Origin of the sequence: Burkholderia sp. JP2-270, assembly GCF_003233675.1 — a bacterium.
In the GTDB taxonomy this organism is placed as follows: domain Bacteria; phylum Pseudomonadota; class Gammaproteobacteria; order Burkholderiales; family Burkholderiaceae; genus Burkholderia; species Burkholderia pyrrocinia_C.
Map to the genome: position 1 here is coordinate 2,007,303 of NZ_CP029824.1, position 26,296 is coordinate 2,033,598.

25 protein-coding genes are annotated in these 26,296 nt (G+C 67.2%); 18 read left to right on the top strand and 7 right to left on the bottom strand.

Annotation, left to right across the window (positions count from 1 at the left end; translation table 11 throughout):
• Window positions 1–146 precede the first annotated feature (146 nt).
• Window positions 147–713, bottom strand: coding sequence for a phasin family protein (locus tag DM992_RS09565; protein ID WP_034183551.1), 567 nt, complete (start codon window positions 711–713; stop codon window positions 147–149).
• A 654-nt stretch (window positions 714–1,367) separates the two neighbouring features.
• On the opposite strand from DM992_RS09565, the gene pbpG reads away from it, so the two are divergent.
• Entirely contained in the window at window positions 1,368–2,534 is a 1,167-nt protein-coding gene (gene pbpG / locus DM992_RS09570) for a D-alanyl-D-alanine endopeptidase (protein WP_111016637.1), read from the top strand.
• A 100-nt stretch (window positions 2,535–2,634) separates the two neighbouring features.
• On the opposite strand, the gene DM992_RS09575 is transcribed toward pbpG, so the two are convergent.
• Entirely contained in the window at window positions 2,635–3,444 is an 810-nt protein-coding gene (locus DM992_RS09575) for an IclR family transcriptional regulator (protein WP_034183553.1), read from the bottom strand.
• A gap of 183 nt (window positions 3,445–3,627) precedes the next feature.
• Between DM992_RS09575 and DM992_RS09585 the strand changes: the two genes are divergently transcribed.
• From DM992_RS09585 to iscX, 12 genes are all read left to right on the top strand, one after another.
• Complete coding sequence (locus DM992_RS09585; protein ID WP_111016639.1) at window positions 3,628–4,350, top strand: (Fe-S)-binding protein; 723 nt, start codon at window positions 3,628–3,630, stop codon at window positions 4,348–4,350.
• Window positions 4,351–4,384: 34 nt separating this feature from the next.
• Window positions 4,385–5,797 carry a lactate utilization protein B gene (locus DM992_RS09590; RefSeq protein ID WP_111016640.1) on the top strand — a complete coding sequence of 471 codons (1,413 nt, stop codon included), beginning with the start codon at window positions 4,385–4,387 and terminating at the stop codon, window positions 5,795–5,797.
• A gap of 129 nt (window positions 5,798–5,926) precedes the next feature.
• The gene (locus DM992_RS09595; protein ID WP_034183556.1) at window positions 5,927–6,154 is read left to right on the top strand and encodes a hypothetical protein; all 228 of its coding nucleotides are present in this window, start codon (window positions 5,927–5,929) and stop codon (window positions 6,152–6,154) included.
• A gap of 101 nt (window positions 6,155–6,255) precedes the next feature.
• Complete coding sequence (locus DM992_RS09600) at window positions 6,256–6,738, top strand: low molecular weight protein-tyrosine-phosphatase (RefSeq protein ID WP_111016641.1); 483 nt, start codon at window positions 6,256–6,258, stop codon at window positions 6,736–6,738.
• Between the two features lie 114 nt (window positions 6,739–6,852).
• A complete protein-coding gene (iscR, locus tag DM992_RS09605; RefSeq protein ID WP_009691731.1) occupies window positions 6,853–7,392 on the top strand; it encodes a Fe-S cluster assembly transcriptional regulator IscR in 540 nt (179 codons plus the stop codon).
• 65 nt (window positions 7,393–7,457) lie between these two features.
• Window positions 7,458–8,681: an IscS subfamily cysteine desulfurase gene (locus tag DM992_RS09610; RefSeq protein ID WP_111016642.1), complete on the top strand. Its 1,224-nt coding sequence runs from the start codon at window positions 7,458–7,460 to the stop codon at window positions 8,679–8,681.
• A gap of 67 nt (window positions 8,682–8,748) precedes the next feature.
• Entirely contained in the window at window positions 8,749–9,156 is a 408-nt protein-coding gene (gene iscU, locus DM992_RS09615; protein WP_006481982.1) for a Fe-S cluster assembly scaffold IscU, read from the top strand.
• A gap of 71 nt (window positions 9,157–9,227) precedes the next feature.
• Complete coding sequence (gene iscA / locus DM992_RS09620; RefSeq protein WP_011885413.1) at window positions 9,228–9,551, top strand: iron-sulfur cluster assembly protein IscA; 324 nt, start codon at window positions 9,228–9,230, stop codon at window positions 9,549–9,551.
• A gap of 94 nt (window positions 9,552–9,645) precedes the next feature.
• Window positions 9,646–10,173: a Fe-S protein assembly co-chaperone HscB gene (gene hscB, locus DM992_RS09625; protein ID WP_111017873.1), complete on the top strand. Its 528-nt coding sequence runs from the start codon at window positions 9,646–9,648 to the stop codon at window positions 10,171–10,173.
• Between the two features lie 54 nt (window positions 10,174–10,227).
• Entirely contained in the window at window positions 10,228–12,096 is a 1,869-nt protein-coding gene (gene hscA / locus DM992_RS09630; protein WP_111016643.1) for a Fe-S protein assembly chaperone HscA, read from the top strand.
• 87 nt (window positions 12,097–12,183) lie between these two features.
• Window positions 12,184–12,525 carry an ISC system 2Fe-2S type ferredoxin gene (gene fdx, locus DM992_RS09635; RefSeq protein WP_034188939.1) on the top strand — a complete coding sequence of 114 codons (342 nt, stop codon included), beginning with the start codon at window positions 12,184–12,186 and terminating at the stop codon, window positions 12,523–12,525.
• A gap of 17 nt (window positions 12,526–12,542) precedes the next feature.
• Window positions 12,543–12,752, top strand: a complete 210-nt coding sequence (iscX, locus tag DM992_RS09640; protein ID WP_021157676.1) for a Fe-S cluster assembly protein IscX — start codon at window positions 12,543–12,545, stop codon at window positions 12,750–12,752.
• A 123-nt stretch (window positions 12,753–12,875) separates the two neighbouring features.
• Here the strand turns inward: iscX and DM992_RS09645 are convergent, their stop codons facing one another.
• The 5 genes from DM992_RS09645 to DM992_RS09665 all read right to left on the bottom strand — a co-directional run bounded on the left by DM992_RS09645 (window position 12,876) and on the right by DM992_RS09665 (window position 19,607).
• Window positions 12,876–13,616, bottom strand: a complete 741-nt coding sequence (locus DM992_RS09645) for a glycine zipper 2TM domain-containing protein (RefSeq protein ID WP_111016644.1) — start codon at window positions 13,614–13,616, stop codon at window positions 12,876–12,878.
• Window positions 13,617–13,964: 348 nt separating this feature from the next.
• Window positions 13,965–15,491: a lysine--tRNA ligase gene (lysS, locus tag DM992_RS09650; protein ID WP_111016645.1), complete on the bottom strand. Its 1,527-nt coding sequence runs from the start codon at window positions 15,489–15,491 to the stop codon at window positions 13,965–13,967.
• A gap of 82 nt (window positions 15,492–15,573) precedes the next feature.
• A protein-coding gene (gene prfB, locus DM992_RS09655; RefSeq protein WP_111016646.1) for a peptide chain release factor 2 occupies window positions 15,574–16,678 on the bottom strand; the annotation gives its coding sequence in 2 pieces (ribosomal slippage) (window positions 15,574–16,596 and window positions 16,598–16,678; 1,104 coding nt in all).
• 152 nt (window positions 16,679–16,830) lie between these two features.
• The gene (gene recJ, locus DM992_RS09660; protein WP_034183564.1) at window positions 16,831–18,528 is read right to left on the bottom strand and encodes a single-stranded-DNA-specific exonuclease RecJ; all 1,698 of its coding nucleotides are present in this window, start codon (window positions 18,526–18,528) and stop codon (window positions 16,831–16,833) included.
• 14 nt (window positions 18,529–18,542) lie between these two features.
• A complete protein-coding gene (locus DM992_RS09665) occupies window positions 18,543–19,607 on the bottom strand; it encodes a regulator (RefSeq protein ID WP_111017874.1) in 1,065 nt (354 codons plus the stop codon).
• A gap of 161 nt (window positions 19,608–19,768) precedes the next feature.
• Here DM992_RS09665 and DM992_RS09670 point away from each other — a divergent pair, with 161 nt between their 5' ends.
• The 5 genes from DM992_RS09670 to DM992_RS09690 all read left to right on the top strand — a co-directional run bounded on the left by DM992_RS09670 (window position 19,769) and on the right by DM992_RS09690 (window position 26,152).
• Window positions 19,769–21,022: a lipoprotein-releasing ABC transporter permease subunit gene (locus DM992_RS09670; protein ID WP_034183566.1), complete on the top strand. Its 1,254-nt coding sequence runs from the start codon at window positions 19,769–19,771 to the stop codon at window positions 21,020–21,022.
• Window positions 21,023–21,077: 55 nt separating this feature from the next.
• The gene (lolD, locus tag DM992_RS09675; RefSeq protein ID WP_111016647.1) at window positions 21,078–21,773 is read left to right on the top strand and encodes a lipoprotein-releasing ABC transporter ATP-binding protein LolD; all 696 of its coding nucleotides are present in this window, start codon (window positions 21,078–21,080) and stop codon (window positions 21,771–21,773) included.
• A gap of 66 nt (window positions 21,774–21,839) precedes the next feature.
• Window positions 21,840–22,628 carry a TatD family hydrolase gene (locus tag DM992_RS09680; protein ID WP_111016648.1) on the top strand — a complete coding sequence of 263 codons (789 nt, stop codon included), beginning with the start codon at window positions 21,840–21,842 and terminating at the stop codon, window positions 22,626–22,628.
• 57 nt (window positions 22,629–22,685) lie between these two features.
• The gene (locus DM992_RS09685) at window positions 22,686–25,169 is read left to right on the top strand and encodes a DNA internalization-related competence protein ComEC/Rec2 (RefSeq protein ID WP_111016649.1); all 2,484 of its coding nucleotides are present in this window, start codon (window positions 22,686–22,688) and stop codon (window positions 25,167–25,169) included.
• Window positions 25,170–25,306: 137 nt separating this feature from the next.
• Window positions 25,307–26,152 carry an alpha/beta hydrolase gene (locus tag DM992_RS09690; protein ID WP_072437005.1) on the top strand — a complete coding sequence of 282 codons (846 nt, stop codon included), beginning with the start codon at window positions 25,307–25,309 and terminating at the stop codon, window positions 26,150–26,152.
• Window positions 26,153–26,296 lie beyond the last annotated feature (144 nt).

A 26,296-nucleotide genomic window follows, 5' to 3' on the forward strand; every position in this document is an offset into this window, starting at 1 on the left:
GGGCGGCGGCGTTTTGTTTTGCTCGCGGCCGGCGCGGCGATCAAACGGCTGTTCTAGCGTAGCGAACGGCGGCCGGTTCGCGCCGTTTCCGGCGCCGGAAACGAAAAAGCCGCGCTGGGCGCGGCTCTTTCAGGAGCGAGGGACGCTTACGCGGCCGGCTTGCTCGAACGACGCGCAGCGGCGGCGGTGGCAGCCTTCGTTGCGACGGCAGCAGCAGCGTTGAAGTTCGTCTCGGCGATCTCGACGGCTTGCTTCGTTGCCTTCTGAACCGTTTCGTACGTGGTGTTCGCAGCGTTCAGTGCCGACTTCAGCGCGGCGACAGCCGTTTCCGAACCGGCCGGCGCGTTCTTCGCGACGTTGTCGACGAGTGCCTGAACCTTCTTGTTCTGCTCTTCGAATTGCGCTTCGGCAACCTTCGTGAACTCGGCTTGCGTCGACGATGCGATTTCGTACAGGTGACGGCCGTACGACAGCACCTTTTCAGCGACCGGTTGCGACAGGCTCGCTTGCAGTGCGATCAGTTCCTGAGCGTCCTTCACCGACAGCAGACGCTGTGCGTTTTCCTGGCTCTCGACCAGCGTCGACTTCACGACCTGCAGGTTCAGTTCGATCAGCTTTTCGACGCCTTCGAACGCCTTGGTCGTCAGACCGAACAGGCTTTCGAGGTTGGCTTTCTGTGCGGCGGCGATTTGCTCGGGGGTCAGCAAGGACATGTCAAGCTCCTGAAAAGCGATCGCGTCGATCGCAGGGTAAAGGGGCACTACGATGGGGAACCTCGGATGCGCGTCCTTTGTGCAACGCAGCAATGAAACGTATTTTAGGGCAGAGAAAACGGATGTCAAGTATTTTTTGTGCGTTGCACAATCGTGACAAATTATCGATAAAACAACGAGTTATCATGGCCGTTCGGAATCGGTTTCACGCTCGATCCCAAATGGTGCGCACGGGCGCGGGGCAGGCGCAGCGCACCATGAGTGCGTACAGGTAAACCTGACAGGCTTGTGGAACGTTATCCTTCCGTTCCTGTCGAAAACGCGCCGTTTCGATGCGCATGCCGTGGCGACGTGCCGTCGTCATGGTCAAGAGGCGCTGCAGGCACGCTCCGAGCGCCGGATACGTAGTTTCCCCGCTTTAAATTGCCCCGAAAGTGACGTTATCTCAATTAACCGTGTGGTAATCGGGAGACGGGTACTGTCGGGCAGCGCATCCCATGATTTTTTTCGATGGGGGCGGGAGGGTCGATTGGCCTGAGGTTGGCCGACCCTTACATTCCGGTTTAACGACGATCGGTAAGTGCCTAATATTGCTCTTTTTTTAAGCTTTAACTACACTTGCGGAAACCTCCCGCCCGCTTTGTCCAGACCCCAATGAAAGCCGAATCGTTTTCACCGCGCAGATTGTTGCAGAGCATGACGCTCGGCGCGGCTGTGTCGGTCGCCGTCGCCTTGCTGGCGACCGCCGCGTCCGTCGCGCCCGCTGACGCCTTTGCCGCCACTGCGAAGACCCAACAAGCCGCCAAGAAAAAGGCCGTCGCTCCTGCTTCGTCCGCGAAGAAGAAGTCGGTCAAGGCAGCATCCAGCCAATCCGCCAAGGTCGCCGCGGCCGATGCGCCGCGCGCGAAAGCGTCGCGCAAGCGCATGACGCTCGCAGCGGGCGTGCACGGCGGCCATCGCGGCGCAGTGCGCCAGGTCGCGTTCCAGCCGCGCCGGCCGACCGTCGGCCAGGCGTTCGGCCTGCACGAAACGCCGGACGCGCTCGCGCTGCGCTCGAGCGTCGCGTACGTCGTCGACCAGAATTCCGGCGAGCCGCTGTTCGACAAGAATTCGCACGCCGTCGTGCCGATCGCGTCGATCTCGAAGCTGATGACGGCGATGGTCGTGCTCGATTCGAAGACGCCGATGACCGACCAGATCGAAGTCACCGACGAAGACCGCGACTACGAGAAGGGCACGGGCTCGCGCCTGTCGGTGGGCTCGGTGCTGTCGCGCGAGGACATGCTGCATATCGCGCTGATGGCGTCGGAAAACCGCGCGGCCGCCGCGCTGTCGCGTTACTACCCGGGCGGCCGTCCGGCGTTCATCGCCGCGATGAACGCGAAGGCGAAGGCGCTCGGCATGGCCGATACGCATTTCGAGAATTCGACCGGCCTGTCGAGCTCGAACGTGTCGAGCGCGCGCGATCTGGTGAAGATGGTCAATGCGGCGTACCAGTACCCGATGATCCGCCAGTTCTCGACCGATCGCAGCTACGAGGTGTACACGGGCAAGCGCAATCTCGCCTACAACAGCACGAACGCGCTGATCCGCGGCAACGGCTCGTGGGACATCGGCCTGCAGAAGACCGGCTTCATCAACGAAGCGGGCGAGTGCCTCGTGATGCAGGCGACGATCCACGGTCGGCCGATGGTGATCGTGCTGCTCGATTCGTACGGCAAGTATTCGCGCTTCGCCGACGCGGCACGCCTGCGCAACTGGCTCGATGCCGGCGGCGGCGAGCGCCTGACGGCGGCCAACACGCCGAACGGCGGCACCTGATCGCCTGCGGCGGTCCCGCCGCCGCGCCGATTGGTCGCAAGAAAAAACCCCGCAATCGCGGGGTTTTTTCGTTGGAGAGAACCCGGGCGGTGAAGGCGGCTTATGCCTGCCGCTGCAGCCCGTCCGCATCCTTCGCGGGCGCCGGCCGATAGCCGAGCGATTCCGAGATGGTGAGCGCCGTGCGGCTCAACTGGCCGAGCCACGCGTCCTGCAGGCGATCGGCCGGTGCCGACAGCGACAGGCCCGCGACGAGCTTGCCCGAATCGTCGTAGATGCCGGCCGCGATACAGCGCACGCCGAGCTCCAGCTCCTCGTTGTCGCGTGCGCACGATTGCTGGCGGACGATCGTCAGCTCGCGCTCGAGCTTCGCGATGTCGGTGATGCTGTTCTGCGTATGGCCGGACAGCCCCGTGCGCGTCGCATAGGCGCGCACGCGCGACGTTTCGTCGGCCGCGAGGAACAGCTTGCCGACCGACGTGAGGTGCAGCGGCGCGCGGCCGCCGATCGCGCGGACGACCTGCATCCCCGAACGCTCCGAATAGGCGCGCTCGATATAGACGATCTCGTCGCCCTGGCGCACCGACAGGTTCACGGTCTGCCCGGTGAGGCGGTGCAGCTCGCGCATCGGCATCAGCGCCGCGTCGCGCACCGACAGGCGCGCCTTCACGAGGTTGCCGAGCTCGAGCAGCCGCATGCCGAGGCGGTACGTGCCGGGATCGGAGCGGTCGACGAGACGGCAGGTCACCATGTCGTTGAGGATGCGGTGTGCGGTCGACGGATGCAGCTCGGTCCGCTGCGCAAGCTCCTTCAGGCTGACGGGGTCGCTGTGCGCGGCGAGCGCGTCCAGCAGCCGCATCATGCGTTCGATCACCTGGATCGACGTTTTTGAATCCGGGGTGGGTTGGCTCATGTCGGGGGAGGAATCGGTTGACGCGTCAGGCGGTGTTGGGCTGATTGTATCTCGTATTGTGAAAAAAGCGAACGCCGTTCGAGGAAGTCCTCGCTTTGCGCAGCGCAGGCTTGCGCGTGAGCCGGCGTTGGTCTTGCCGGCCAAACGGCGGATAATGAGAGCCGTTTTCTCGAAGGAGCACGTATGCGAGTCGGTTTGTTCGTGACCTGCCTGGTCGATCTGATGCGCCCCGAAATCGGTTTCTCGGCGCTCAAGCTGATTCGCGACGCCGGCTACGAGGTGATCGTGCCGCCCGCGCAAACCTGCTGCGGCCAGCCGGCCTACAACTCCGGCGAGCGCGCGCTTGCGCGCGATCTTGCGGAAAAGACGCTGCGCGAGTTCGAGCAGTTCGATTACGTCGTCGCGCCGTCGGGTTCGTGTGGCGGGATGATCCGCACGCACTATGGCGACCTGTTCCGCGACGACCCCGAACTGATGGGGCGCTACGCGCGATTCCAGCAGAAAGTCTACGAACTGACCGATTTCCTTGCGAACGTCGCCAGGGTCTCTCTCGAGCCCGGTGAATTCACCGGGCCCGTTACCTATCACGACTCGTGCTCGGGCCTCCGCGAACTCGGCGTGAAGGCGCAGCCGCGCGCGCTGCTCGCGCAGCGCGGCATCGCGGTCACCGAGATGAAGGATTGCGAGCACTGCTGCGGCTTCGGCGGCACGTTCGCGGTCAAGTACGGCGATATTTCGGCGGCCATCGCGGACGAGAAATGCGCGAACGTGCGTGCGTCGGGCGCGGGCGCCGTCGTGCTCGGCGATCTCGGCTGCATGCTGAACATCGAAGGGCGGTTGCGCCGCACCGGCGACCGCGACACGCGCGTGCTGCACGTCGCGCAGGTGCTGGCGGGCGACGTCTGACGCCCGGTTTCGCTCACTCTTCCCCGATACCGCGATGCAAGTCCAATCGATGCATTTCAAGGCGCGCGCCGGCCAGAAGCTGGCCGACCAGCGCCTGCAGCAGAACCTGAAGAAGCTGTCGACGAAGTTCGTGTCCGCACGCGCCGATGCGATGACCGCGATCGACTTCCCGGCCACGCGCGCCGCGCTCAAGGCGCGCCGCAATCGAGCGCTGGAGAACCTCGACGTGTGGCTCGACGCATTCGAGCGCGAGGCGGCGCGGCGAGGCACGACGGTACTGTTCGCCGAAACGACCGCGGATGCCGCGCGGCTCGTGGCCGACATCGCGCGCCGGCACGACGTGAAGAAGGTCATCAAGACCAAGTCGATGGTGTCCGAGGAGATGCGTCTGAACGCGGTGCTCGCGGAGATGGGCGTGCAGTCGATCGAGACGGATCTCGGCGAATACATCCTGCAGATCAACGACAACGAGCCGCCGAGCCACATCATTGCGCCCGTCGTGCACAAGGACAAGGAAGAGATCGCCGACCTGTTCGCGCGCACGCACCACCGCGATCGGCTCACCGAGATTCCGGACATGACGCGCGAGGCGCGCGAGGTGCTGCGCCCGCATTTCATGTCGGCCGACATGGGCGTGACGGGCGGCAACTTCGTGATTGCCGAGACGGGTTCGGTCGCGATCGTGACGAACGAAGGGAACGAGGGGATGTGCACGGTGATGCCGCGCGTGCATGTCGCGGTAACGGGCATCGAGAAGGTGCTGCCGACGCTCGAGGATCTGGCGACAGCGATGCGCCTGTTGCCGCGCTCGGCAACGGGGCAGAAGACGTCGAACTATTTCTCGCTGCTGACCGGGCCGCGCGGGCCGGGCGATGAGGACGGCCCCGAGCATAACTATGTGGTGCTCGTCGATGGCGGCCGCACGGGCCTGATCGGCGGCGAGTTCCAGGAGATGCTGCGCTGCATCCGCTGCGGTGCGTGCATGAACCACTGCCCGGTTTACCAGAAGGTCGGCGGCCATGCGTACGGCTGGGTCTACCCGGGGCCGATGGGGGCGGTGCTGACACCGAGCTACGTCGGGCTCGAGCGCACGCTCGACCTGCCGCAGGCCGCGACGCTGTGCGGCGAATGCGACAGCGTATGCCCGGTCGGGATTCCGTTGTCGCACCTGTTGCGCACGCTGCGCGAGAAGCAGGTCGAGCGGCACCTGCGGCCGTGGCGCGAGCGGGCCGCGCTTGCCGCCTGGGGCTTCGTCGCGCGGCGGCCAACACTGTACGCGCTGACGACCAAGCTCGCGGTGCGCGTCCTCGAGCGGCTGGGCGGCAACGGCGGCACGCTGCGGCGCCTGCCGATGATGGGCGGCTGGATGGACACGCGCGACATGCCGACGCCGACCGGGCGCACGTTCCGCGAACTGTACGCGGCATCGCAAAGCCACCTCGGCTGAGCACTGTTCATCGGGCGACAACAGTGCGTTCGCTATTTGTATATTTATCTCGATAGATGCGGTCTATAGAATCTTGTCTGTAGTCCCCGGAATTGGGTTTCGGGGAACGAGGTCAAGGAGGTCCGCATCATGAAAAAGACAATATCGATGTACTGGCCGCTGGCAATCGTCGTCCCGCTGGCGGCGGCTGCCTATCTGCATGCGATGGCCGATGCGCCGGCGCGCGGCCCGCTCGCGGTTCACCAGGCGTCCGCCGAACTGGCGCGCGCGGTGTCGTTCGGGCTGGTCGACGACGCGGCGAAGCCGCTGCCGGCGGCATCCGGCGACGTCGTGCTCGCCGCGCCGAAGGCGCTGTAATGCACGGCGCCGTCGCTTTGCGCGGCGGCGCGATTTCGGGCGCCTTTGTATAATGGCGCGTTCTTCTCCCACGCGGTCCGCCGCGGCTTTCCGATAGTGCGATGACCCGCGTTGCGATCTGTTTCGTCTGTCTCGGCAACATCTGTCGTTCGCCCACTGCGGAAGGCGTGATGCGCCACCAGGTCGACGCTGCCGCGCTGGCGGACCGGATCGCGATCGATTCGGCCGGCACCGGCGACTGGCATGTGGGCGAGCCGCCCGATAAGCGTGCGCAGGCGGCCGCGCGCAGCCGCGGCTACGACCTGTCGGCGCTGCGCGCGCGGCAGGTGAGTGGGGCGGACTTCGAGCGTTTCGACCTGCTGCTCGCGATGGACGAAGCGAATCTCGCGGAACTGCACCGCCGCTGCCCGCCGCAGCATCGTGACAAGGTGCGCCTGCTGATGGAGTTCGCGCCGGGCGCGACCGAAACCGAAGTGTCCGATCCTTATTTCGGCGGCGCGCAAGGCTTCGAACAGGTGCTCGATCAGGTCGAACGCGCATGCGCGGGCCTGCTGGAGACGCTTCGGGCCCGCACGGAGCGCTGATCGCGCGGTATTCAGCGATCTGCGAATACCCTTTCGAAGGCATGGATACTTGACTAAAATCGTCAAATATTTATACTTGACCAAAATCGTCAAGATTGCAGTCCCCTAGACACCATGAGACTCACCACCAAAGGCCGTTTCGCCGTCACGGCGATGATTGACTTGGCACTGCGCCAGGAGCAGGGCCCGGTGACGCTTGCAGGCATCAGCCAGCGCCAGCGGATTTCGCTCTCGTATCTCGAACAGCTGTTCGGCAAGCTGCGCAGGCATGAAATCGTCGAATCCGTGCGCGGCCCGGGCGGCGGCTACAACCTCGCGCGTCGCGCGCAGGACGTTACCGTTGCCGACATCATCATCGCGGTCGACGAACCGCTCGACGCCACGCAGTGCGGCGGCAAAGGCACGTGTGACGGCTCGAAGCAGCCCGACGGCCATTGCATGACGCACGAGCTGTGGTCGACCCTGAACCAGAAGATGGTCGAATACCTCGATTCGGTGTCGCTGCAGGATCTCGTCGATCAGCAGCGCGCACGCGAGGGCGCACCCGCGGTGCTGCGCGACCGGCGCACGCCGGAGCCCGTCGCCGCACCGGCCGAGCCCGTGCGCACGATGCCGCTCGGCCCCAATTCGGTGTTCAACATCGCGAGTTCGTGAGCGCGAAGGCGCCCGCCATACCCCATAACGCACATAGTCCCTGCACAGAATACCCGGAGCGACAGATGACCCAAGAGACTCTCCACCTGCCCATCTATATGGATTACAGCGCGACGACGCCTGTCGATCCGCGCGTGGTCGACAAGATGGTGCCGTACCTGCGCGAGCAGTTCGGCAATCCGGCGTCGCGCAGCCACGCTTACGGCTGGGACGCGGAGCGTGCAGTCGAGGAAGCGCGCGAGCAGGTGGCCGCACTCGTGAATGCGGATCCGCGCGAAATCATCTGGACGTCCGGCGCAACGGAATCGGACAACCTCGCGATCAAGGGTGCAGCGAACTTCTACAAGGGCAAGGGCAAGCACATCGTCACGGTGAAGACCGAGCACAAGGCCGTGCTCGACACGTGCCGCGAGCTCGAGCGCGACGGTTTCGAAGTGACCTACCTCGACGTGAAGGATGACGGCCTGATCGACCTCGACGCGTTCAAGGCCGCGCTGCGCCCCGATACGATCCTCGTGTCGGTGATGCACGTGAACAACGAGATCGGCGTGATCCAGGACATCGAGACGATCGGTGAAATCTGCCGCGAGAAGGGCATCGTGTTCCACGTCGATGCCGCGCAGTCGACCGGCAAGGTCGGGATCGACCTCGCGAAGCTGAAGGTCGACCTGATGTCGTTCTCGGCGCACAAGACTTACGGCCCGAAGGGCATCGGCGCGCTGTATGTGCGCCGCAAGCCGCGCGTGCGCATCGAGGCACAGATGCATGGCGGCGGCCACGAGCGCGGGATGCGTTCGGGCACGCTGGCGACGCACCAGATCGTCGGCATGGGCGAAGCGTTCCGTATCGCGCGCGAAGAAATGGCGACCGAGAACGAGCGCGTCCGCATGCTGCGAGACAAGCTGCTGCGCGGCCTGTCGCAGATCGAGGAAACGTACGTGAACGGCGACATGGAGCACCGTGTCCCGCACAACCTCAACATCAGTTTCAACTTCGTCGAAGGCGAGTCGCTGATCATGGCGATCAAGGACGTCGCGGTGTCGTCGGGCTCCGCATGTACGTCGGCGTCGCTGGAGCCGTCGTACGTGCTGCGTGCGCTCGGCCGCAACGACGAGCTCGCACACAGCTCGATCCGCTTCACGGTCGGCCGCTTCACGACGGAGCAGGAAGTCGACTTCGTGATCAATCTGCTGAACAGCAAGATCGCGAAGCTGCGCGAACTGTCGCCGCTCTGGGAAATGCACCAGGAAGGCATCGATCTGTCGACGATCGAATGGGCCGCACACTGAACACCGCATTGAATGCACCCGCGGGCGGATTGGCGCACGCAGCGTAACGAGTCAAGGAGTCTGAGTCATGTCTTACAGCAACAAGGTTCTGGATCACTACGAAAACCCGCGCAACGTCGGTTCGTTCGCGAAGGACGACGACACGGTCGGCACGGGCATGGTCGGCGCGCCGGCCTGCGGCGACGTGATGAAGCTGCAGATCCGCGTCGGTGCGGACGGCGTGATCGAAGACGCGAAGTTCAAGACCTACGGTTGCGGTTCGGCGATCGCGTCGAGCTCGCTCGTGACCGAATGGGTGAAGGGCAAGACGCTCGACGAGGCGCTGTCGATCAAGAATACGCAGATCGCCGAAGAGCTCGCGCTGCCGCCGGTGAAGATTCACTGCTCGATCCTCGCGGAAGACGCGATCAAGGCAGCCGTGGCCGACTACAAGAAGCGCCACGACACGAAGGAAGGCGATCAGGCAGCGGCCTGAGCGGCATCGAGCGGGGTTGGGTTCAGAAGGAACGCGGCGGGCCCCCGGTGGCGCGTCGCGGCAAGGACATCATGGCAATTACACTGACCGAAAAAGCAGCACAGCACGTCCAGAAATACCTCGTCCGTCGCGGCAAGGGTGTTGGCCTGCGGCTTGGCGTTCGCACGACCGGGTGCTCGGGGCTCGCGTACAAGCTCGAGTATGTCGACGAGCTGGCTCCCGAGGATCAGGTGTTCGAGAGCCATGGCGTAAAGGTCGTCGTCGATCCGAAGAGCCTCGCGTATATCGACGGCACCGAGCTCGACTTTGCCCGCGAAGGCCTGAACGAAGGGTTCAAGTTCAATAATCCGAACGTGAAGGACGAGTGCGGCTGCGGCGAATCGTTCCGCGTGTGACGCGGATCTCCGCGCGATGCGGGCAAGAGGCGGCACGGGCCGCCTTTTTAATGTGCGGCGTTTGCCGCGCGACGAACCGGAATTGAACGCGACGATGGTTTCGCTGAAAGACAGCCACTTCGACCTGTTTCACCTGCCGGCGCAATTCGCGCTCGACGAGGCGGCGCTCGATGCCGCCTACCGGACGGTGCAGACGCAGGTGCATCCGGACCGCTTCGCGGCGGCCGGCGACGCGCAGAAACGCATCGCGATGCAATGGGCGACCCGCGCGAACGAGGCGTACCGCACGCTGCGCGATCCGCTGAAACGCGCGTCGTATCTGCTGTCGCTGCGCGGCGTCGATATCGGCGCTGAAAACAACACGGCGATGGAGCCGGCGTTCCTGATGCAGCAGATGGAGTGGCGCGAGGGCATCGAGGATGCCGCGGCCGCCCGCAACGTCGACGCACTCGACACGCTGCTCGCGGAGTTGCGCGACGAGAAGCGCGTGCGCGTCGAGCGCCTCGGCACGCTGCTCGACAGCGGCGCCGATCAGGCGGCCGCCGAGGCCGTGCGCCAGTTGATGTTTATCGAACGCGTCGCGTCGGAAGTGGGCGCACAGATCGAGCGCCTCGAAACTTAACCGCGTGCCTTGCGGCACGCGCAGCAAACGGGCCGAGCGCCCGAACGAACCAAGATGGCTTTACTGCAAATTTCCGAACCGGGCATGGCGCCGGCGCCGCACCAGCGGCGACTCGCCGTCGGGATCGATCTCGGCACGACGAACTCGCTCGTCGCGGCCGTGCGCAACAGCGTCGCCGAAGTGCTGCCGGACGAAACGGGCCGCGTGCTGCTGCCGTCGGTGGTCCGTTATCTCGAGAAGGGCGGCCGCCGCATCGGCCACGAAGCGAAAGAGCAGGCCGCGACCGATCCGCGCAACACGATCGTGTCGGTCAAGCGCTTCATGGGCCGCGGCAAGGCCGAGGTCGAAGGCGCGGCGAACGCACCGTACGAATTCGTCGACGCGCCGGGCATGGTGCAGATCCGCACCGTCGACGGCGTGAAGAGCCCGGTCGAAGTGTCGGCGGAGATTCTCGCGACGCTGCGCTATCGTGCCGAGGATTCGCTCGGCGACGATCTGGTCGGCGCAGTGATTACGGTGCCCGCGTATTTCGACGAAGCGCAGCGCCAGGCGACCAAGGATGCCGCGCGTCTCGCGGGCCTCAACGTGCTGCGCCTGCTGAACGAACCGACCGCCGCGGCGATCGCGTACGGCCTCGACAACGCGGCCGAAGGCCTCTACGCGGTGTATGACCTCGGCGGCGGCACGTTCGACCTGTCGATCCTGAAGCTGACGAAGGGCGTGTTCGAAGTGTTGGCTGCGGGCGGCGATTCCGCACTCGGCGGCGACGACTTCGATCACGCGCTGTTCGGTCACGTGCTCGCGCAGGCCGGCATCGACGCCAAGACGCTCGCTCCCGAGGACGTGCGCCTGCTGCTCGACCGCGTGCGCGTGCTGAAGGAAGCGCTGTCGTCCGCGCCGCACGCGTCGCTCGACGTGACGCTGTCGGGCGGCGCGCACGTCGTGCAGACGATCTCGCACGACACGTTCGCATCGCTCGTCGAGCCGCTCGTGCAGCGTACGCTCACACCGACCCGCAAGGCGCTGCGCGACGCGCAGGTGACGCCGGCCGACATCAAGGGTGTCGTGCTCGTCGGCGGCGCGACGCGCATGCCGGTGATTCGCGACGCGGTCGCGAAATATTTCGGCCAGCCGCCGCTCGTGAATCTCGATCCGGATCAGGTCGTCGCGCTCGGCGCGGCGATCCAGGCCGACCTGCTCGCAGGCAATCGCGGCACCGGCGACGACTGGCTGCTGCTCGACGTGATTCCGCTGTCGCTCGGTGTCGAGACGATGGGCGGCCTGGTCGAAAAGATCATTCCGCGCAACTCGACGATTCCGATCGCACGCGCGCAGGAATTCACGACTTTCAAGGACGGCCAGACCGCGATGGCGATCCACGTCGTGCAGGGCGAGCGCGAGCTCGTCGCCGACTGCCGGTCGCTCGCGCGCTTCGAGCTGCGCGGCATTCCGCCGATGACGGCCGGCGCCGCGCGGATTCGCGTGACCTATCAGGTCGACGCTGACGGCCTGCTGTCGGTGTTCGCACGCGAACAACTGTCGGGCGTCGAGGCGTCGGTCGTCGTGAAGCCATCGTACGGTCTGGCCGACGACGACATCGCGAAGATGCTCGAGGACAGCTTCAAGACCGCCGAAATCGACATGCGCGCACGCGCGCTGCGCGAAGCGCAGGTCGAGGCCGAGCGGATGCTCGAGGCGACGCAGGCCGCGCTGGCGACCGACGGCGAACTGCTCGATGCGGACGAACGCACGCAGATCGACGCGCTCGCCGCGGCGCTGCGCGCGGTTGCGCAAGGCGACGATACGAATGCGATCGAAGCGGCGACCAAGACGCTGGCCGACGGCACCGACGAATTCGCGGCGCGCCGGATGGACAAGAGCATCAAGCGCGCACTGTCGGGCCGCCGGCTCGACGAGATCTGAACGACGAACTGCGCATCGGCTGGCGACGGCCCGCGCGATAATGAACCGTGCGGCGCCTGTCGCCGCACCCTGACTGACGGAACGGACATGCCTCAACTGGTGGTGCTGCCTCACGTCGAACTGTGCCCGGACGGCGCAGTGATCGACGCGACGCCCGGCAAGAGTATCTGCGACAACCTGCTCGACCACGGAATCGAGATCGAGCATGCATGCGAGAAGTCGTGCGCGTGCACGACGTGCCACGTGGTGATCCGCGAGGGCTTCAACGATCTGGCGCCGTCCGAGGAGGACGAGGACGACCTGCTGGACAAGGCGTGGGGCCTGGAGCCGACGTCGCGCCTGTCGTGCCAGGCGATCGTGACGGAAGATTCGGACCTGGTGGTCGAGATTCCGAAGTACTCGATCAACCACGCGAAGGAAAATCACTGACAAACCGGAGGCAGGCGATGAAATGGACCGATTCGCGCGAAATTGCCATTGCGCTGGCGGACAAGCACCCGGACATCGACCCGCAGCGGATCAACTTCGTCGACCTGCGCCAGTGGGTGCTTGAACTCGACGGTTTCGACGACGATCCGAAGCACTCCGGCGAGAAGATCCTCGAAGCGATCCAGGCGCACTGGATCGACGAATCGGATTTCGACGACGAAGACTGAGCACGGGGTGCGCCGCAATGGCGCACACGGCCCGCAATGAAAAAACGGCTCGCGAGCAATCGCTCGCGAGCCGTTTTCGTTTTCAGGTCGCTTGCCCGCGCACGACACGCGGGCAGCGGCCGCTTACGCGCCGACCAACGTGCCGTTCTCGATCCGCACGCGCTGGCCCTGGCCGAACGGCGGCGGGTTGTGGTACGTGAACGTGCGCGTCGCGCCGCTTTCCATCTGCACTTGCACCTGGTAGTCGGTTTCCGCGCGTACCTGCTTCTCGACCTGGTTGCCGGCGAGGCCGCCGCCCAGCGCGCCGATGATCGTCATCGCGGTGCGGCCGTTACCGTTGCCGAACTGGTTGCCGAGCAGGCCGCCGGCCGCCGCACCGCCAACGGCGCCGATCCCCGAGCTCTGGCCCGGCGTGCGCGTTTGCGTGATCGCGACGACCGTGCCGCAGCTCTGGCAGTAGGCCGCCTGGGCAGGCGCTGACGGCTGCTGCGCGTATTGCGGCGGCTGCGGTGCCTGCGTATGACGGCGGTGCGTCGTCGCCGGGCGCGGCGCGGGCTTCGGTTCGGGCTTCGGTTCGGCCTGCGCGATCGCCTTCTGCTGCGCGGCGGCTTGTTCGGCCGCCTGCTGCCGGGCTTGCGCGGCCAGCGCGGCGCTGGCGGCCGCGGCCGTATCGACGGCCGGCTGCGACGCGATCAGCGCGGCCTGGGTCTGGCCGTTCTGTTCGTTGCTGCTGCTGGCCTTCGGGAATACGCCCGTGATCGCTGCCGTTGCCGCAAGGCTGGCGACGATGACGGCGCCGGCTGCAGTGGCGATCAGCGGATGGAGGCGTTGCTTTTGCGGCGTGGTCTGATTCTGGTTGTCCATTTTTTTCTCCGATGTCGATCCGGATCGGCACGTTATCGCCGGGCCGGATCCCACGCTTCGGGGTCAAGCAGACTCGGCGTTCCGGCGCCTCGTTCTGGTCCCGTGGTCATGCGTGGTGACGCAAAAGGAGTGTCGTCGACCGGTGAGGGGCGCGCCGTATCAAGGTGTAACGAATTGCAGCGGGGCGTGGGCGATCGTTACCGGGAAAACCCGGGGCAGGCCGTCGCGACGAGGGAATAAAACGGGGGAGGATCGAAAGCCGGCGGACGCCGGCTGGCGGGACTTACGCGTCGTTACAAAGCTGATGCGTGTACGCCGCAGGGCGCGGCGCACACGCGGGTACGGCTGTCAGTCTTCGCGGCGCAGATGGGGGAACAGCAGCACGTCGCGGATCGTCGGGCTGTCGGTCAGCAGCATCACGAGACGGTCGATGCCGATCCCGCAGCCGCCGGTCGGGGGCATCCCGTATTCGAGCGCGCGGATGTAGTCGGCGTCGAAGAACATCGCTTCCTCGTCGCCCGCATCCTTCTGCTCGACCTGCTTCTTGAAGCGCGCGGCCTGATCTTCCGGATCGTTCAGTTCCGAGAAGCCGTTCGCGATCTCGCGGCCGGTCATGAACAGCTCGAAACGCTCGGTGATGCCCGGCACCGTATCCGATGCGCGTGCGAGCGGCGAAACCTCGACCGGGTAGTCGATGATGAACGTGGGTTCCCACAGCTGCGCTTCGGCCGTTTCCTCGAACAGCGCGAGCTGCAGTGCGCCGATGCCCGCGTTCAGGAACGCCGGCTGCGCGACATCGACGCCGAAGCGCTTCAGTTCGCTGCGCAGGTACGCGTCGTCCGACAGCTGGCCGTCGGTGTATTGCGGCGCGTACTTCTGGATCGCCTGCGTGATCGTCAGGCGATGGAACGGCTTCGCGAGGTCGAGCTCGCGGCCCTGGTACTGGATCGTCGCGGTGCCGAGCGCATCGATCGCCGCCTGGCGGATCAACTGCTCGGTGAAGTCCATCAGCCAGCGGTAGTCGGTGTACGCGGCGTAGAACTCCATCATCGTGAATTCCGGGTTGTGACGCGGCGACACGCCTTCATTCCGGAAATTGCGGTTGATCTCGAACACGCGTTCGAAGCCGCCGACGATCAGGCGCTTCAGGTACAGCTCCGGCGCGATGCGCAGGAACATCTGCATGTCGAGCGCATTGTGATGCGTGACGAACGGCTTCGCGGCCGCGCCGCCCGGGATCGGGTGCAGCATCGGCGTCTCGACTTCCATGAAGTCGGCCGAATCCATGAACTTGCGGATCGACGCGATCGTCTTGGTGCGTGCGCGGAACGTGTCGCGCGTTTCCGGCGTGACGATCAGGTCGACGTAGCGCTGGCGGTAGCGCATTTCCTGGTCGGAGAGGCCGTGGAACTTGTCCGGCAGCGGACGCAGCGCCTTCGACAGCAGGCGCAGCTCCTTGCACTGGACCGACAGCTCGCCCTTGTTGGTGCGGAACAGCACGCCGCGCGCGGCCACGATGTCGCCGAGGTCCCACTTCTTGAATGCGTCGTAGGTTTCCGCGCCGACGTCGTTCGGCGTCACGAAAAACTGGATCTGGCCCGAACCGTCCTGCACCGTCGCGAAGCTCGCCTTGCCCATCACGCGCTTGAGCATCATGCGGCCGGCAACCGACACCTCGACCGGGTTCGCTTCGAGCGCGGCCTTGTCCGAGTCGGCGAATTTCGCCTGGAGATCGGCTGCGTGGTGCGTCGGCCGGAAGTCGTTCGGGTAGGCGACGCCTTGCTCGCGCAAGGCGCGCAGCTTCTCGCGGCGCTCGGAGATGATCTGGTTTTCGTCCGCTGCGACGGCGGGCTGCGTTTGGGTCGGTTCGGTCATGATGGTCGGAATTCGGAGTGGGTGCGGCAACGCAAACGGGAAGGGCAAGGCGGCGCGACCTGGCCAGGCCGCGCCGCGGTGCTTACACGCCCTGTTTGAGGCTCGCGCTGATGAAGTCGTCGAGATCGCCGTCGAGCACCGCGCGGGTGTTGCTCATTTCGACGTTCGTGCGCAGGTCCTTCACGCGGCTCTGGTCGAGCACGTACGAGCGGATCTGGTGGCCCCAGCCCACGTCGGTCTTGCTCGATTCGAGCTTGTCCTGTTCGGCCTGGCGCTTGCGCATCTCGACTTCGTACAGGCGCGACTTCAGCATCGCCATCGCTTCCGCGCGGTTGCGGTGCTGCGAGCGGTCGTTTTGGCACTGCACGACGATGCCGGTCGGCATGTGCGTGATCCGCACCGCCGAGTCGGTCTTGTTGATGTGCTGGCCACCGGCGCCCGAGGCGCGGTACGTGTCGATGCGCAGGTCGGCCGGGTTGATCTCGACTTCGATCGAGTCGTCGATTTCCGGATACACGAACACCGACGAGAACGACGTGTGGCGGCCGCCCGACGAATCGAACGGCGACTTGCGCACGAGACGGTGAATGCCCGTTTCGGTGCGCAGGAAGCCGTACGCGTATTCGCCCGAGACCTTGACCGTCGCGTTCTTGATGCCGGCGACGTCGCCGTCGGACTCTTCGAGCACCTCGGCCTTGAAGCCCTTGCGTTCGCAATAGCGCAGGTACTGGCGCAGCAGCATCGACGCCCAGTCACACGCCTCGGTGCCGCCGGCGCCGGCCTGGATGTCGATGAAGCAGTTGTTCGGGTCGGCCGGGTTCGAGAACATCCGGCGGAATTCGATGTCGCCGACGCGTGCCTCGAGCTTCGCGGCGTCGTCTTCCGATGCGACGAGCGTGTCCTCGTCGCCTTCCTCGCGAGCCAGCTCGAACAGGTCGAGCGCGTCGCGCAGGTCGCTATCGAGCGCCGTCAGCGTCGTGACGACGCCTTCGAGCAGCTTCTTCTCGCGGCCGAGTGCCTGGGCGTTCTTCGAATCGTTCCAGACGTTCGGGTCTTCAAGTTCCTTGTTGACTTCGGTCAGACGCGCAGCTTTGGCGTCGTAGTCAAAGATACCCCCGAAGCTCGCCCGCGCGGTTGCGCAGGTCGAGCAGGGAGCTTTCGATCGCGTTGAGACGTTCCGCTTCCATGATCGTTCGCTTTTCTTGCTTCGTAAAAAAGCGGAATTATAGCCGATCGGCAGGGTTGCCCGGTGACGCGAACGGTGCTCGCACGCGTGCCGCGGCCCCGTCCGGTGCGGCGTGCATGCATCGGCGGGCACCGCGGGCAGGGCGGCCCGCGCTCAGCCGGCCGCGTGTTCGACGATCAACTGGACGCGCGTGACGCCGTTCCATGTGTCGGCGACGAGGCGGTACGCGATCAGCGCACTCGCCGGCAGCGGCTCGGTGTGGTTGAACCAGATCGCGTTGAAGCGCTGGCGGCCGCGCGCAAGCTGCAGCTTCAGGTGTTTTTCCTTCACGAGCGATTGCGACACGACGTCGAATTCGCCCGAGAAAAGCGGGGCCGGAAAGCCTTGCCCCCAGACGGCCTCGTCGAGCAGCCCGACGAACTGCGGTGTGAAGTATGCGTCCTCGAGTTCGCCGTCGGTCTCGATCACGCGGGCGAGCGCATCGTCGGACAGCCATTCGCGCGCGACGGCCTCGAACGCGGCCGCGAAGCGCGGCACGTTCTCGGTGTCGAGCGTGAGGCCGGCCGCCATCGCATGGCCGCCGAACGCGACGATCAGGTCCGGTTCGCGTTTCGACACGAGGTCGAGCGCGTCGCGCAGATGGAAGCCGGCAATCGACCGGCCCGATCCCTTGACCCGCTTGCCTTCGTCGTCCGCGTGCGCGAACGTGAACGACGGGCGGTGGAATTTTTCCTTGAGCCGACCGGCGACGATGCCGATCACGCCCTGGTGCCATGCGGGGTTGAACAGCGTGATCGTGCACGCGTCGGCCGGGTCGACGTCGGCGAGATCGGCGAGCGCCTGCTGCTGCATGCCGGCCTCGATCTCGCGGCGCTCCCGGTTCATCACGTCGAGCTGCTGCGCGAGATCCCATGCGCGGCCGATGTCGTCGGTGATCAGGCACTCGATGCCCAGTGACATGTCGGACAGCCGCCCCGCAGCGTTGAGCCGTGGACCGAGGCCGAAGCCGAGGTCGAAGCCCGACGCGGTGCGCGCTTCGCGCGCGGCGGCGCGGAACAGCGCCGCGATGCCCGGCTGCATGCGGCCGTTGCGGATGCGCTGGAGCCCCTGCGCGACGAGCACGCGGTTGTTGCCGTCGAGCCGGACGACGTCGGCGACGGTGCCGAGCGCGACGAGGTCGAGCAGGCCGTCGAGGCGCGGCTCGGCTTCCTTGCTCGCGAATGCGCCGCGCCGGCGCAGTTCGGCGCGCAGCGCGAGCAGCACGTAGAACATCACGCCGACGCCGGCGATGTGCTTGCTCGGGAACGCGCAGCCGGGCTGGTTCGGGTTGACGATCGCGCGGGCGGCGGGCAGCGCGTCGCCGGGCAGGTGATGGTCGGTGACGAGCACGTCGATGCCGCGTGCGTTCGCGGCTTCGACGCCCGCGACGCTCGCGATCCCGTTGTCGACGGTGATCAGCAGGTCAGGCTTGCGCGCGGCCGCGAGCTCGACGATCTCGGGCGTGAGGCCGTAGCCGTATTCGAAGCGGTTCGGCACCAGGTAGTCGATCTGCGCGCCGAACATCCGCAGGCCGCGCACCGCGACCGCGCAGGCAGTCGCGCCGTCGCAATCGTAGTCGGCGACGACGAGCAGGCGTCGCTTGTCGGCAATCGCGTCGGCAAGCAGCGACGCCGCGTCGGCGCAGCCTTTCAGCTCGGTGGGCGGGACGAGGCGCGCAAGCGCGGTCTCGATATCGGTCGGGGACTGCACGCCGCGCGACGCATACAGGCGCGCCAGGACGGGATGCAGGCCGTGGCGCGCGAGCACTTCGGCGTCGGCGGGCGCGACGGGGCGGGTAACGATCCGGGTCATTCGGGGTCTGCTTGTTATTCGAACAGGGAGGCGAGCGCACGGCGGCGCCAGAACTTGCGCAGGTCGCCGCGTGTTGCGCGCAGCGTCACGGAGCTCGTGTCGCCGCACAGCGTGAATTCGGCGCTGGCGAGCGTGCCGTTTTGCAGCGCGGCGAGCACCGGTGCGAACCAGTCGCGCTCGAGCGCGGCGAGCCCGTCGTGCCAGCGTGCCCAGTCCTGTTCGATGAATGGGGTGGTCAACGCCGGCAGTTCGACGAGCGTCGCGCCGTCGCCGGCGGGCAGCGCGCCGAACGCGGCGGGTGGGGCGCCGGCTTCGGCCTGCGCGGCGCGCGCGAGGCCGAGCGCGGCGGGCGACGCGGACAGCACGCGCGCGAACGGCTTGCCGACCGGCTTCAGCGTGCCCTGCGCGTGGAACCAGATCGAATTGACGGCCGGCAGGCCGCGTGCCTCGCGGGCTTCGTTGACCGGGTGCTGGAACCACGCCATCTGCACTTCGTTCTGCAGTTTCATCCACATCCGCGAACGTTCGCCCGTATGCGCCTCGTGCGGCAGCCAGATCTCGATGTTGCGGCCGCTTGCACGCAGCGGCGCGGCACCGGCGAGCCGTGCGAGCTGTTCGCTCGACAGGTACCAGCGCGCGGGGTTCGGCGCTTCGAGCCGCACGCCGAGCTCCTCGATCAGCGGCCGCGCGACCGCGAGCAGCGCGGCCGCGTCGCCGTCGTCGAGCGCGAGGGCTGCCGGATCGACGAGCACCAGGTGATCGTGCGCGATTTCGACGTGCACGGGCTCGACGCATGCCCATGCTTGCGCGCCGGGTTCGCCGCCGTCCGCCAACAACATGTAGGGCGCGAGCGGCGCCTCGTCCGCGGCGTTGCCCTGGGTTGCGCCGAACTGGCGGGCCAGCCAGCGCTCGTGCGGCAGCGTGCGCTGGAAGTCCTCGCCGGCCACGCGCTCGACGAGGCTCGCACGGGCGAGCAACTTTTCGAGCGCGGGGCTGTCCAGCGTGTGCAGGGACGAGGTCGCATCGGCCGCCGACGGCAGCGCGAACGGAACGAGAAAATGGAGGCGTCGGTCGTGCATGATGGTGCGCATTGTATGGCAAACTGCGCGCGTGATCGGGCCGGCAGACGGCCCGTTCGCGTCCGGCGGCCGTTTTCGACCGCGCCCGGGCCGGCGGCCGCCGCCGGGCGGCGGTCCGGCCGCGGGGCGCCTTCCCGCCGTAACCAGCAGAAAGGATTCGCTTGAAACTTCCGTACGAATGGCAGATCGGCTGGCGCTATACGCGCGCCGGCAAACGCACGACCGGCAACGGCTTCATTTCCTTCATCGCCCTCGTGTCGATGCTCGGGATCGCGCTTGGCGTCGCGGCGCTGATCGTCGTGCTGTCGGTGATGAACGGCTTCCAGAAGGAGGTGCGCGACCGCATGCTGTCGGTGCTCGCGCACGTCGAGGTGTTCTCGCCGACGGGCTCGATGCCCGACTGGCAACTGACCGCGCAGGAAGCGCGCCGCAATCCGTCGGTGGTCGGTGCGGCGCCGTACGTCGACGCGCAGGCGCTGCTCACCCGCCAGGACGCGGTGAGCGGCGTGATGCTGCGCGGCGTCGAGCCGACGCTCGAGCCGCAGGTTTCCGACATCGGCAAGGACATGAAGGCCGGGCAGCTCGGCGCGCTCGTGCCGGGCCAGTTCGGCATCGTGCTCGGCGACGCGCTCGCCGGCAACCTCGGCGTGACGGTCGGCGACAAGGTCACGCTGGTCGCGCCCGAAGGCTCGATCACGCCGGCCGGCATGATGCCGCGCCTGAAGCAGTTCACGGTCGTCGGCGTGTTCGAGTCGGGCCACTACGAATACGACAGCACGCTCGCGATGATCAACATCCGCGATGCCGAGGCATTGTTCCGGATGGCTGCGCCGACTGGCGTGCGGCTGCGGCTGACGGACATGCAGAAGGCGCCGCAGGTCGCGGTCGAGCTGTCGCATACGCTGTCGGGCAGCCTGTACATCCGCGACTGGACGCAGCAGAACAAGACGTGGTTCTCGGCCGTGCAGATCGAGAAGCGGATGATGTTCATCATCCTGACGCTCATTATCGCGGTGGCCGCGTTCAACCTCGTGTCGTCGCTCGTGATGACCGTGACCAACAAGCAGGCCGACATCGCGATCCTGCGCACGCTCGGCGCGCAGCCGGGGTCGATCATGAAGATCTTCGTCGTGCAGGGCGTGACGATCGGCTTCGTCGGCACGGCGTCGGGCGTCGCGCTCGGCTGCCTGATCGCGTGGAGCATCCCTTGGCTGATCCCGATGATCGAGCACCTGTTCGGCGTGCAGTTCCTGCCGCCGTCCGTGTACTTCATCAGCGAGCTGCCGTCCGAACTCGTCGCGAGCGACGTGATCCGGATCGGCCTGATCGCGTTCGCGCTGTCGGCCGTCGCGACGCTCTATCCGAGCTGGCGCGGCGCGAAGGTGAAGCCGGCGGAGGCGCTCCGCTATGAATGACCGCGCAACCGCATTCGCGGATTCAGAACAACACAACAGACAGGATTCGGCAGGTATGCAGGAATACGTGCTTCAGGCGCGCGGGATCACGAAGGCGTTCGTGCAGGGCGGCTTCAACGTGCAGGTGCTCAACAATACCGAGCTGACGGTGCGGCGCGGCGAGAAGCTCGCGGTCGTCGGCGCGTCGGGCTCCGGCAAGAGCACGCTGCTGCACGTGCTGGGCGGGCTCGACGAGCCGAGCGCGGGCGAAGTGTCGCTGCTCGGCAAGCCGTTTACGCAACTGGCCGAGCGCGAGCGCAACGAGCTGCGCAACCGCGCGCTCGGCTTCGTCTACCAGTTCCATCACCTGCTGCCGGAGTTCACCGCGCTCGACAACGTCGCGATGCCGCTGCGCATCCGCCGGATGACGACCGAGGACGCGCGCGCGCAGGCCCAGGCGATGCTCGAACGCGTCGGTCTCGGCCCGCGTGCGAAGCACCGGCCGGGCGAGCTGTCGGGCGGCGAGCGGCAGCGCGTCGCGATCGCGCGCGCGCTGGTCACGAAGCCCGCATGCGTGCTCGCCGACGAGCCTACCGGCAACCTCGACGGCGCGACGGCAGACACGGTGTTCAACCTGATGCTCGAACTGTCCGAGACGCTCGAAACGAGCTTCGTGATCGTCACGCACGATCCCGATCTCGCCGCGCGCTGCGACCGCATCATGCGGCTGCGCGACGGCGTGCTGCACGAGGAGCCGGCGCTGCCGGTGTAAGCGAACGCCCCTGGCCGGACCGCCGGGTTCGTCCCGGCGCGGCGCGAGGGGTACAGGAATGCAGTCATGTGGATCGATACGCACTGCCATCTCGATGCCGCGGAGTTCGACGCCGACCGCGACGCGGTCGCGCAGGCGGCGCGCGCGGCCGGCGTGTCGCGCATCGTGATCCCGAGCATCGGGCGCGATAACTTCACGACGGTGCGCGAACTCGCGCAGCGCACGCCGGGCGCGGTCTATGCGCTCGGCATCCATCCGATGTATACGCCGCATGCGCGCGACGAGGATCTCGACCGGCTGCGCATGGAGATCGAAGCGAGCCTCGACGATCCGCGCTTCGTCGCGATCGGCGAGATCGGCCTCGACTATTTCGTGCCGGGGCTCGACGGGGACCGGCAGCAGTTCTTCTACCAGGGGCAGCTCAAGCTGGCGCGCGAATTCGACCTGCCCGTGCTGTGTCATGTGCGCAAGTCGCAGGATCGCGTGCTCGCGGGGCTGCGCCGCTTCGGCGTGCGGCGCGGCATCGCGCATGCATTCAACGGCAGTTTCCAGCAGGCCGAAGCGTATCTCGCGCAGGGGCTGCACCTCGGCTTCGGCGGCAACGTGACATTCACGCGCGCGTTGCAGATCCGCCGGCTCGCCACGGAATTGCCGCTCGACGCGATCGTCGTCGAGACGGACGCGCCCGACATCGCGCCCGAGTGGGCGTACAAATCCCGCAACACGCCCGACCAGGTGCCGCGCATCGGCGACGTGCTCGCCGAACTGCGCGGTCTCGACGCCAGTTCACTCGGCCTATCCACTTCGGCTAACGCGCTCGCCGCGCTGCCGCGACTCGCACTTTCGTCCGCATAATCGTTGCCGGAAGGCGCCGCATTCGCAATGGCGGCGCCAGGTCGACGAGGAGGCGGGATGCGCGTGTGGTGGATCGCGTTCGCGCTCGGCGTCGTCGTGCTGCAGCGGCAGGCGGCGTTGCCGGGCGCGATCGCATGGACGGCTGGTGCGGTCGTGCTTGCCGGTTGCGCGGTGCTGGGAGCGTGGTGCATGAGCCGCCGGCGCACGAGCACGGCCGTCGCGCTCGGATGGATGCTGTGCGCGCTCGCGGCCTGCGTGGCGGGGTTCGGTTATGCGGCGGCGCGGGCCGAGTGGCGGCTGCACGACAGCTTGCCCGTCGAGTGGGAAGGGCGCGACATCGTCGTCACCGGCGTGATCCGGGGGCTGCCCGTCGTCGACGAGACGGGCGCACGGCTGCTGCTCGCGGTCGAGTCGAACGATGCGGGGCTGGCCCGTTTTCCGCCATTGGTCCGGCTGTCGTGGCGCGCATATGGCGCATCCGCGACGCGCGATCCGCTTCCCGAGCTGCGCGCCGCGCAGCGCTGGCGCTTCGTCGTGCGCCTGAAGCGCCCGCACGCCGAGGCCAATGCCGGCGTGCGCGACAGCGAGGCGGCGTGGCTCGCCGCCGGCATTCGCTCGATCGGTTATGTCAGCGCGACGCGGCGGTCGGTATTGCTCGATGCGCACGCATCGGGTTGGCGTGCATCGATCGATCGGCTGCGCGACGTGCTGCGGGTACGCATCGGCGAGACGCTCGGTGTCGACGCCGGCCATCGCGGCATCGTCGCCGCGCTCGCGATCGGCGACCAGTCCGGCATCGGCGACGACGACTGGCGCGTGCTGCGCAACACGGGTACGAGCCACCTGGTCGCGATCTCCGGACTGCACGTCGGGCTCGTCGGCGCGATCGCGGGCGGGCTCGTGTCGATGGTCTGGCGCCGCCTGCGCTGGCGTGCGCGGGCCGCGACGCTCATGTTGCCGGCGCCGTACGCGGCATCGCTCGCCGCGCTGGCGGCCGCAGCCGGCTATGCGGCGCTCGCCGGCTTCAACGTGCCGGCGCAGCGTGCGTGGTGGATGATCGCGGCCGGCGGCATCGCGTATCTGGCCGGGCGCAGCGTGCCGACGTCGGCGGTGCTGTGCGCGGCGCTCGGCGGCGTGCTGCTCGCCGATCCGTGGGCCGTGCTGTCGGCCGGGTTCTGGCTGTCGTTCGGCGCGGTCGCCGTCATTCTGCTGACCGTTGCGGGTTGGCGCGCGGCGCGTGAGGTCGACGCGCACGGCGAGGAGGGCAGCGACACGGCCGGCCTGTCGAGCCGGTTGCGCGCGTGGGGTAGGCGCGCCGCGAGCCGTATCGCGGAAGCCACGCGCGTGCAGTACGCGGTGACGATCGGTCTCGCGCCGCTGACGGCGGCGTGGTTCGCGCAGATTTCGTTGTCGGGTCCGTTCGGCAATGCGTTCGCGATTCCCTGGGTGAGCACGGTCGTGACGCCGATCGTGCTGGCCGGTATCGCGCTGCCCGCGCCGCTCGATGCGTATGCGTTCCGGCTTGCGCATGCGGCGCTCGAACCGATGATGACGCTGCTCGGGCGCCTCGCCGACTGGCCGGCGGGCGTGTTCTGGCTGCGCATGCCCGACTGGCCGGTGCTGGCGCTTGCGTGCGTGGGCGTCGCATGGGCGCTGATGCCGCGCGGCTGGCCGTTGCGCTGGGCGGCGCCGCTCACGTGGCTGCCGCTCGTCGCGCCGGCACCCGATGCGCCGCCGCCAGGCGGCTTCCGACTGACCGTGCTCGACGTCGGGCAGGGCGCGTCGGTGCTGGTGGAAACCGCGCGCCGAACCTTGCTGTTCGATGCGGGGCCGGGCGCGGAGTCGACGCATGCCGGGACGCGGATCGTCGCGCCGGCGTTGCGCTCGCGCGGCATCGCGGTGATCGATTCGCTCGTGCTCAGTCACGCGGACGCCGATCACGCGGGCGGCGCGCCGGCCGTCTATGCGGCAGCCGACGTGCGCCAGCTGCTGGCCGGCATTGCGCCGAGGAGCCGGCTGTGGCGCGACGCGACGGCCGCCGGCGTCGCCGACCGGCTGCCGTGCGCGGCCGGGCAGCGCTGGACCTGGGACGGCGTTGTCTTCACGATGCTCTGGCCATCGGGCGGCCCAGGCGCGGGCGCGTCGAACGGGCAATCGTGCGTGCTGCGCATCGACGCGGGCGGCACGTCCGCGCTGCTGACGGGCGACATCGACGCATGCGCCGAACGCCGGCTCGTGGACGCCGCGCGCGACGCGCTGGCCGCGCAGATCCTGGTCGTTCCGCACCACGGCAGCCGCACGTCGTCGGTCGAGCCTTTCCTCGATTCGGTCGGGCCGCGCGTCGCGGTATTTCCTGTAGGCTATCGCAATCGTTTCGGACATCCGCACCGGAGCGTCCTCGCTCGCTACGAGGCACGCGGGATTCCGCTGCCGCGCACCGATCGCGACGGCGCCGTGCGGTTCGACGTCGCACCGGCCGACGGCGGGTTTGCATTCGAGCGGTATCGCGACGTACGGCGACGATACTGGATGGACCGTTGAGCGGGGCGAGGGCTGGTTTATAAAGAATGCATGGGCCCCGCGCAAAGTGCCGAAGCACGGGCCCGGCAGAACGCGAAGCACGGGACGGGAGTAAGTGCTGAAGCACATACTCCCGTCGACAAAGGAGACATCGGCGTTTGAAGGACATCCTCCACTTCTCGCATGCGAACGGCTTTCCGGCGTCGACGTACCGGACGATCTTCGCCGAACTGGCCGACGACTACGAGCTGCGCTACATCGAACGGATCGGCCACGACCGCCGCTACCCGGTGACGCGCGACTGGCCGCATCTCGTCGAGCAGCTGCTCGACGACATCGGCAGCCGCTACGAGCGTCCCGTCTGGCTCGTCGGCCATTCGCTCGGTGGCTACCTGTCGCTGATGGCCGCGCTGAAGAAGCCGCAATGGGTGCGCGGCGTCGTGATGATCGATTCGCCGATCATCGCGGGCTGGCGTGCCGGCGCGTTGCGCGCGAGCCAGTGGGCGGGGCTCGACGAGCGGCTGTCGCCGGCCGCCGCGACGCGCAACCGGCGCACGCACTGGGTGAGCCGCGACGAAGTCTGGCGGCACTTCCGCGAGAAGCCCGCGTTCGCGCGCTGGGACGAACGGATGCTGGCCGACTACATCGACTACGGCATTCCGCAGGCCGGCGCCGACGGCGAGCGCGCGCTCGCGTTCGACCGGCAGGTCGAATACCTGATCTACCGGACGCTGCCGCACACGCTCGGCCCGCGGCTCGCGCACGGCGCGCCGGTGCCGATCGGTTTTCTCGCCGGCACGCGTTCGCGCGAGGTGCGGCAGGTCGGGCTCGACGCGACACGCCGTGCGGCGCGCGGCCGTGTCGAATGGCTCGAGGGCAGCCACCTGTTCCCGATGGAGAGGCCGCTCGAGACCGCCCGTGCATTGCAGCGGATGCTGAATTCGCTGAAGGCGGAAGAGGGCGGTGTGTCGCAGGGCGGCGCCCCGCTCGCGAAGCGCGCCTGACGCTTCGTCCGGCGGCCCGGTACGCGCCGCGGCGGGTGCGGCCGCGCCGACCGGCCGGCCGGTTCGCCCCCGGCGCACGATTGGCGCGGATCCGCCCGAAAGGGCGCGATCATCACGTCAGTTGCTGAGAAAAGGGCGGGCTTT

What these genes read in the sequence shown, in the direction of transcription:
- iscA (WP_011885413.1), top strand. Translation starts at nt 9,228, where the DNA reads ATGGCAATTACACTGACCGAAAAAGCAGCACAGCACGTCCAGAAATAC.
- lysS (WP_111016645.1), bottom strand. Translation starts at nt 15,491, where the DNA reads ATGACCGAACCGACCCAAACGCAGCCCGCCGTCGCAGCGGACGAAAAC.
- lolD (WP_111016647.1), top strand. Translation starts at nt 21,078, where the DNA reads ATGCAGGAATACGTGCTTCAGGCGCGCGGGATCACGAAGGCGTTCGTG.
- recJ (WP_034183564.1), bottom strand. Translation starts at nt 18,528, where the DNA reads ATGACCCGGATCGTTACCCGCCCCGTCGCGCCCGCCGACGCCGAAGTG.
- pbpG (WP_111016637.1), top strand. Translation starts at nt 1,368, where the DNA reads ATGAAAGCCGAATCGTTTTCACCGCGCAGATTGTTGCAGAGCATGACG.
- DM992_RS09610 (WP_111016642.1), top strand. Translation starts at nt 7,458, where the DNA reads ATGACCCAAGAGACTCTCCACCTGCCCATCTATATGGATTACAGCGCG.
- DM992_RS09575 (WP_034183553.1), bottom strand. Translation starts at nt 3,444, where the DNA reads ATGAGCCAACCCACCCCGGATTCAAAAACGTCGATCCAGGTGATCGAA.
- hscA (WP_111016643.1), top strand. Translation starts at nt 10,228, where the DNA reads ATGGCTTTACTGCAAATTTCCGAACCGGGCATGGCGCCGGCGCCGCAC.
- DM992_RS09680 (WP_111016648.1), top strand. Translation starts at nt 21,840, where the DNA reads ATGTGGATCGATACGCACTGCCATCTCGATGCCGCGGAGTTCGACGCC.
- DM992_RS09565 (WP_034183551.1), bottom strand. Translation starts at nt 713, where the DNA reads ATGTCCTTGCTGACCCCCGAGCAAATCGCCGCCGCACAGAAAGCCAAC.
- iscX (WP_021157676.1), top strand. Translation starts at nt 12,543, where the DNA reads ATGAAATGGACCGATTCGCGCGAAATTGCCATTGCGCTGGCGGACAAG.
- fdx (WP_034188939.1), top strand. Translation starts at nt 12,184, where the DNA reads ATGCCTCAACTGGTGGTGCTGCCTCACGTCGAACTGTGCCCGGACGGC.
- iscR (WP_009691731.1), top strand. Translation starts at nt 6,853, where the DNA reads ATGAGACTCACCACCAAAGGCCGTTTCGCCGTCACGGCGATGATTGAC.
- DM992_RS09665 (WP_111017874.1), bottom strand. Translation starts at nt 19,607, where the DNA reads ATGCACGACCGACGCCTCCATTTTCTCGTTCCGTTCGCGCTGCCGTCG.
- DM992_RS09600 (WP_111016641.1), top strand. Translation starts at nt 6,256, where the DNA reads ATGACCCGCGTTGCGATCTGTTTCGTCTGTCTCGGCAACATCTGTCGT.
- hscB (WP_111017873.1), top strand. Translation starts at nt 9,646, where the DNA reads ATGGTTTCGCTGAAAGACAGCCACTTCGACCTGTTTCACCTGCCGGCG.
- iscU (WP_006481982.1), top strand. Translation starts at nt 8,749, where the DNA reads ATGTCTTACAGCAACAAGGTTCTGGATCACTACGAAAACCCGCGCAAC.
- DM992_RS09595 (WP_034183556.1), top strand. Translation starts at nt 5,927, where the DNA reads ATGAAAAAGACAATATCGATGTACTGGCCGCTGGCAATCGTCGTCCCG.
- DM992_RS09685 (WP_111016649.1), top strand. Translation starts at nt 22,686, where the DNA reads ATGCGCGTGTGGTGGATCGCGTTCGCGCTCGGCGTCGTCGTGCTGCAG.
- DM992_RS09590 (WP_111016640.1), top strand. Translation starts at nt 4,385, where the DNA reads ATGCAAGTCCAATCGATGCATTTCAAGGCGCGCGCCGGCCAGAAGCTG.
- DM992_RS09585 (WP_111016639.1), top strand. Translation starts at nt 3,628, where the DNA reads ATGCGAGTCGGTTTGTTCGTGACCTGCCTGGTCGATCTGATGCGCCCC.
- DM992_RS09645 (WP_111016644.1), bottom strand. Translation starts at nt 13,616, where the DNA reads ATGGACAACCAGAATCAGACCACGCCGCAAAAGCAACGCCTCCATCCG.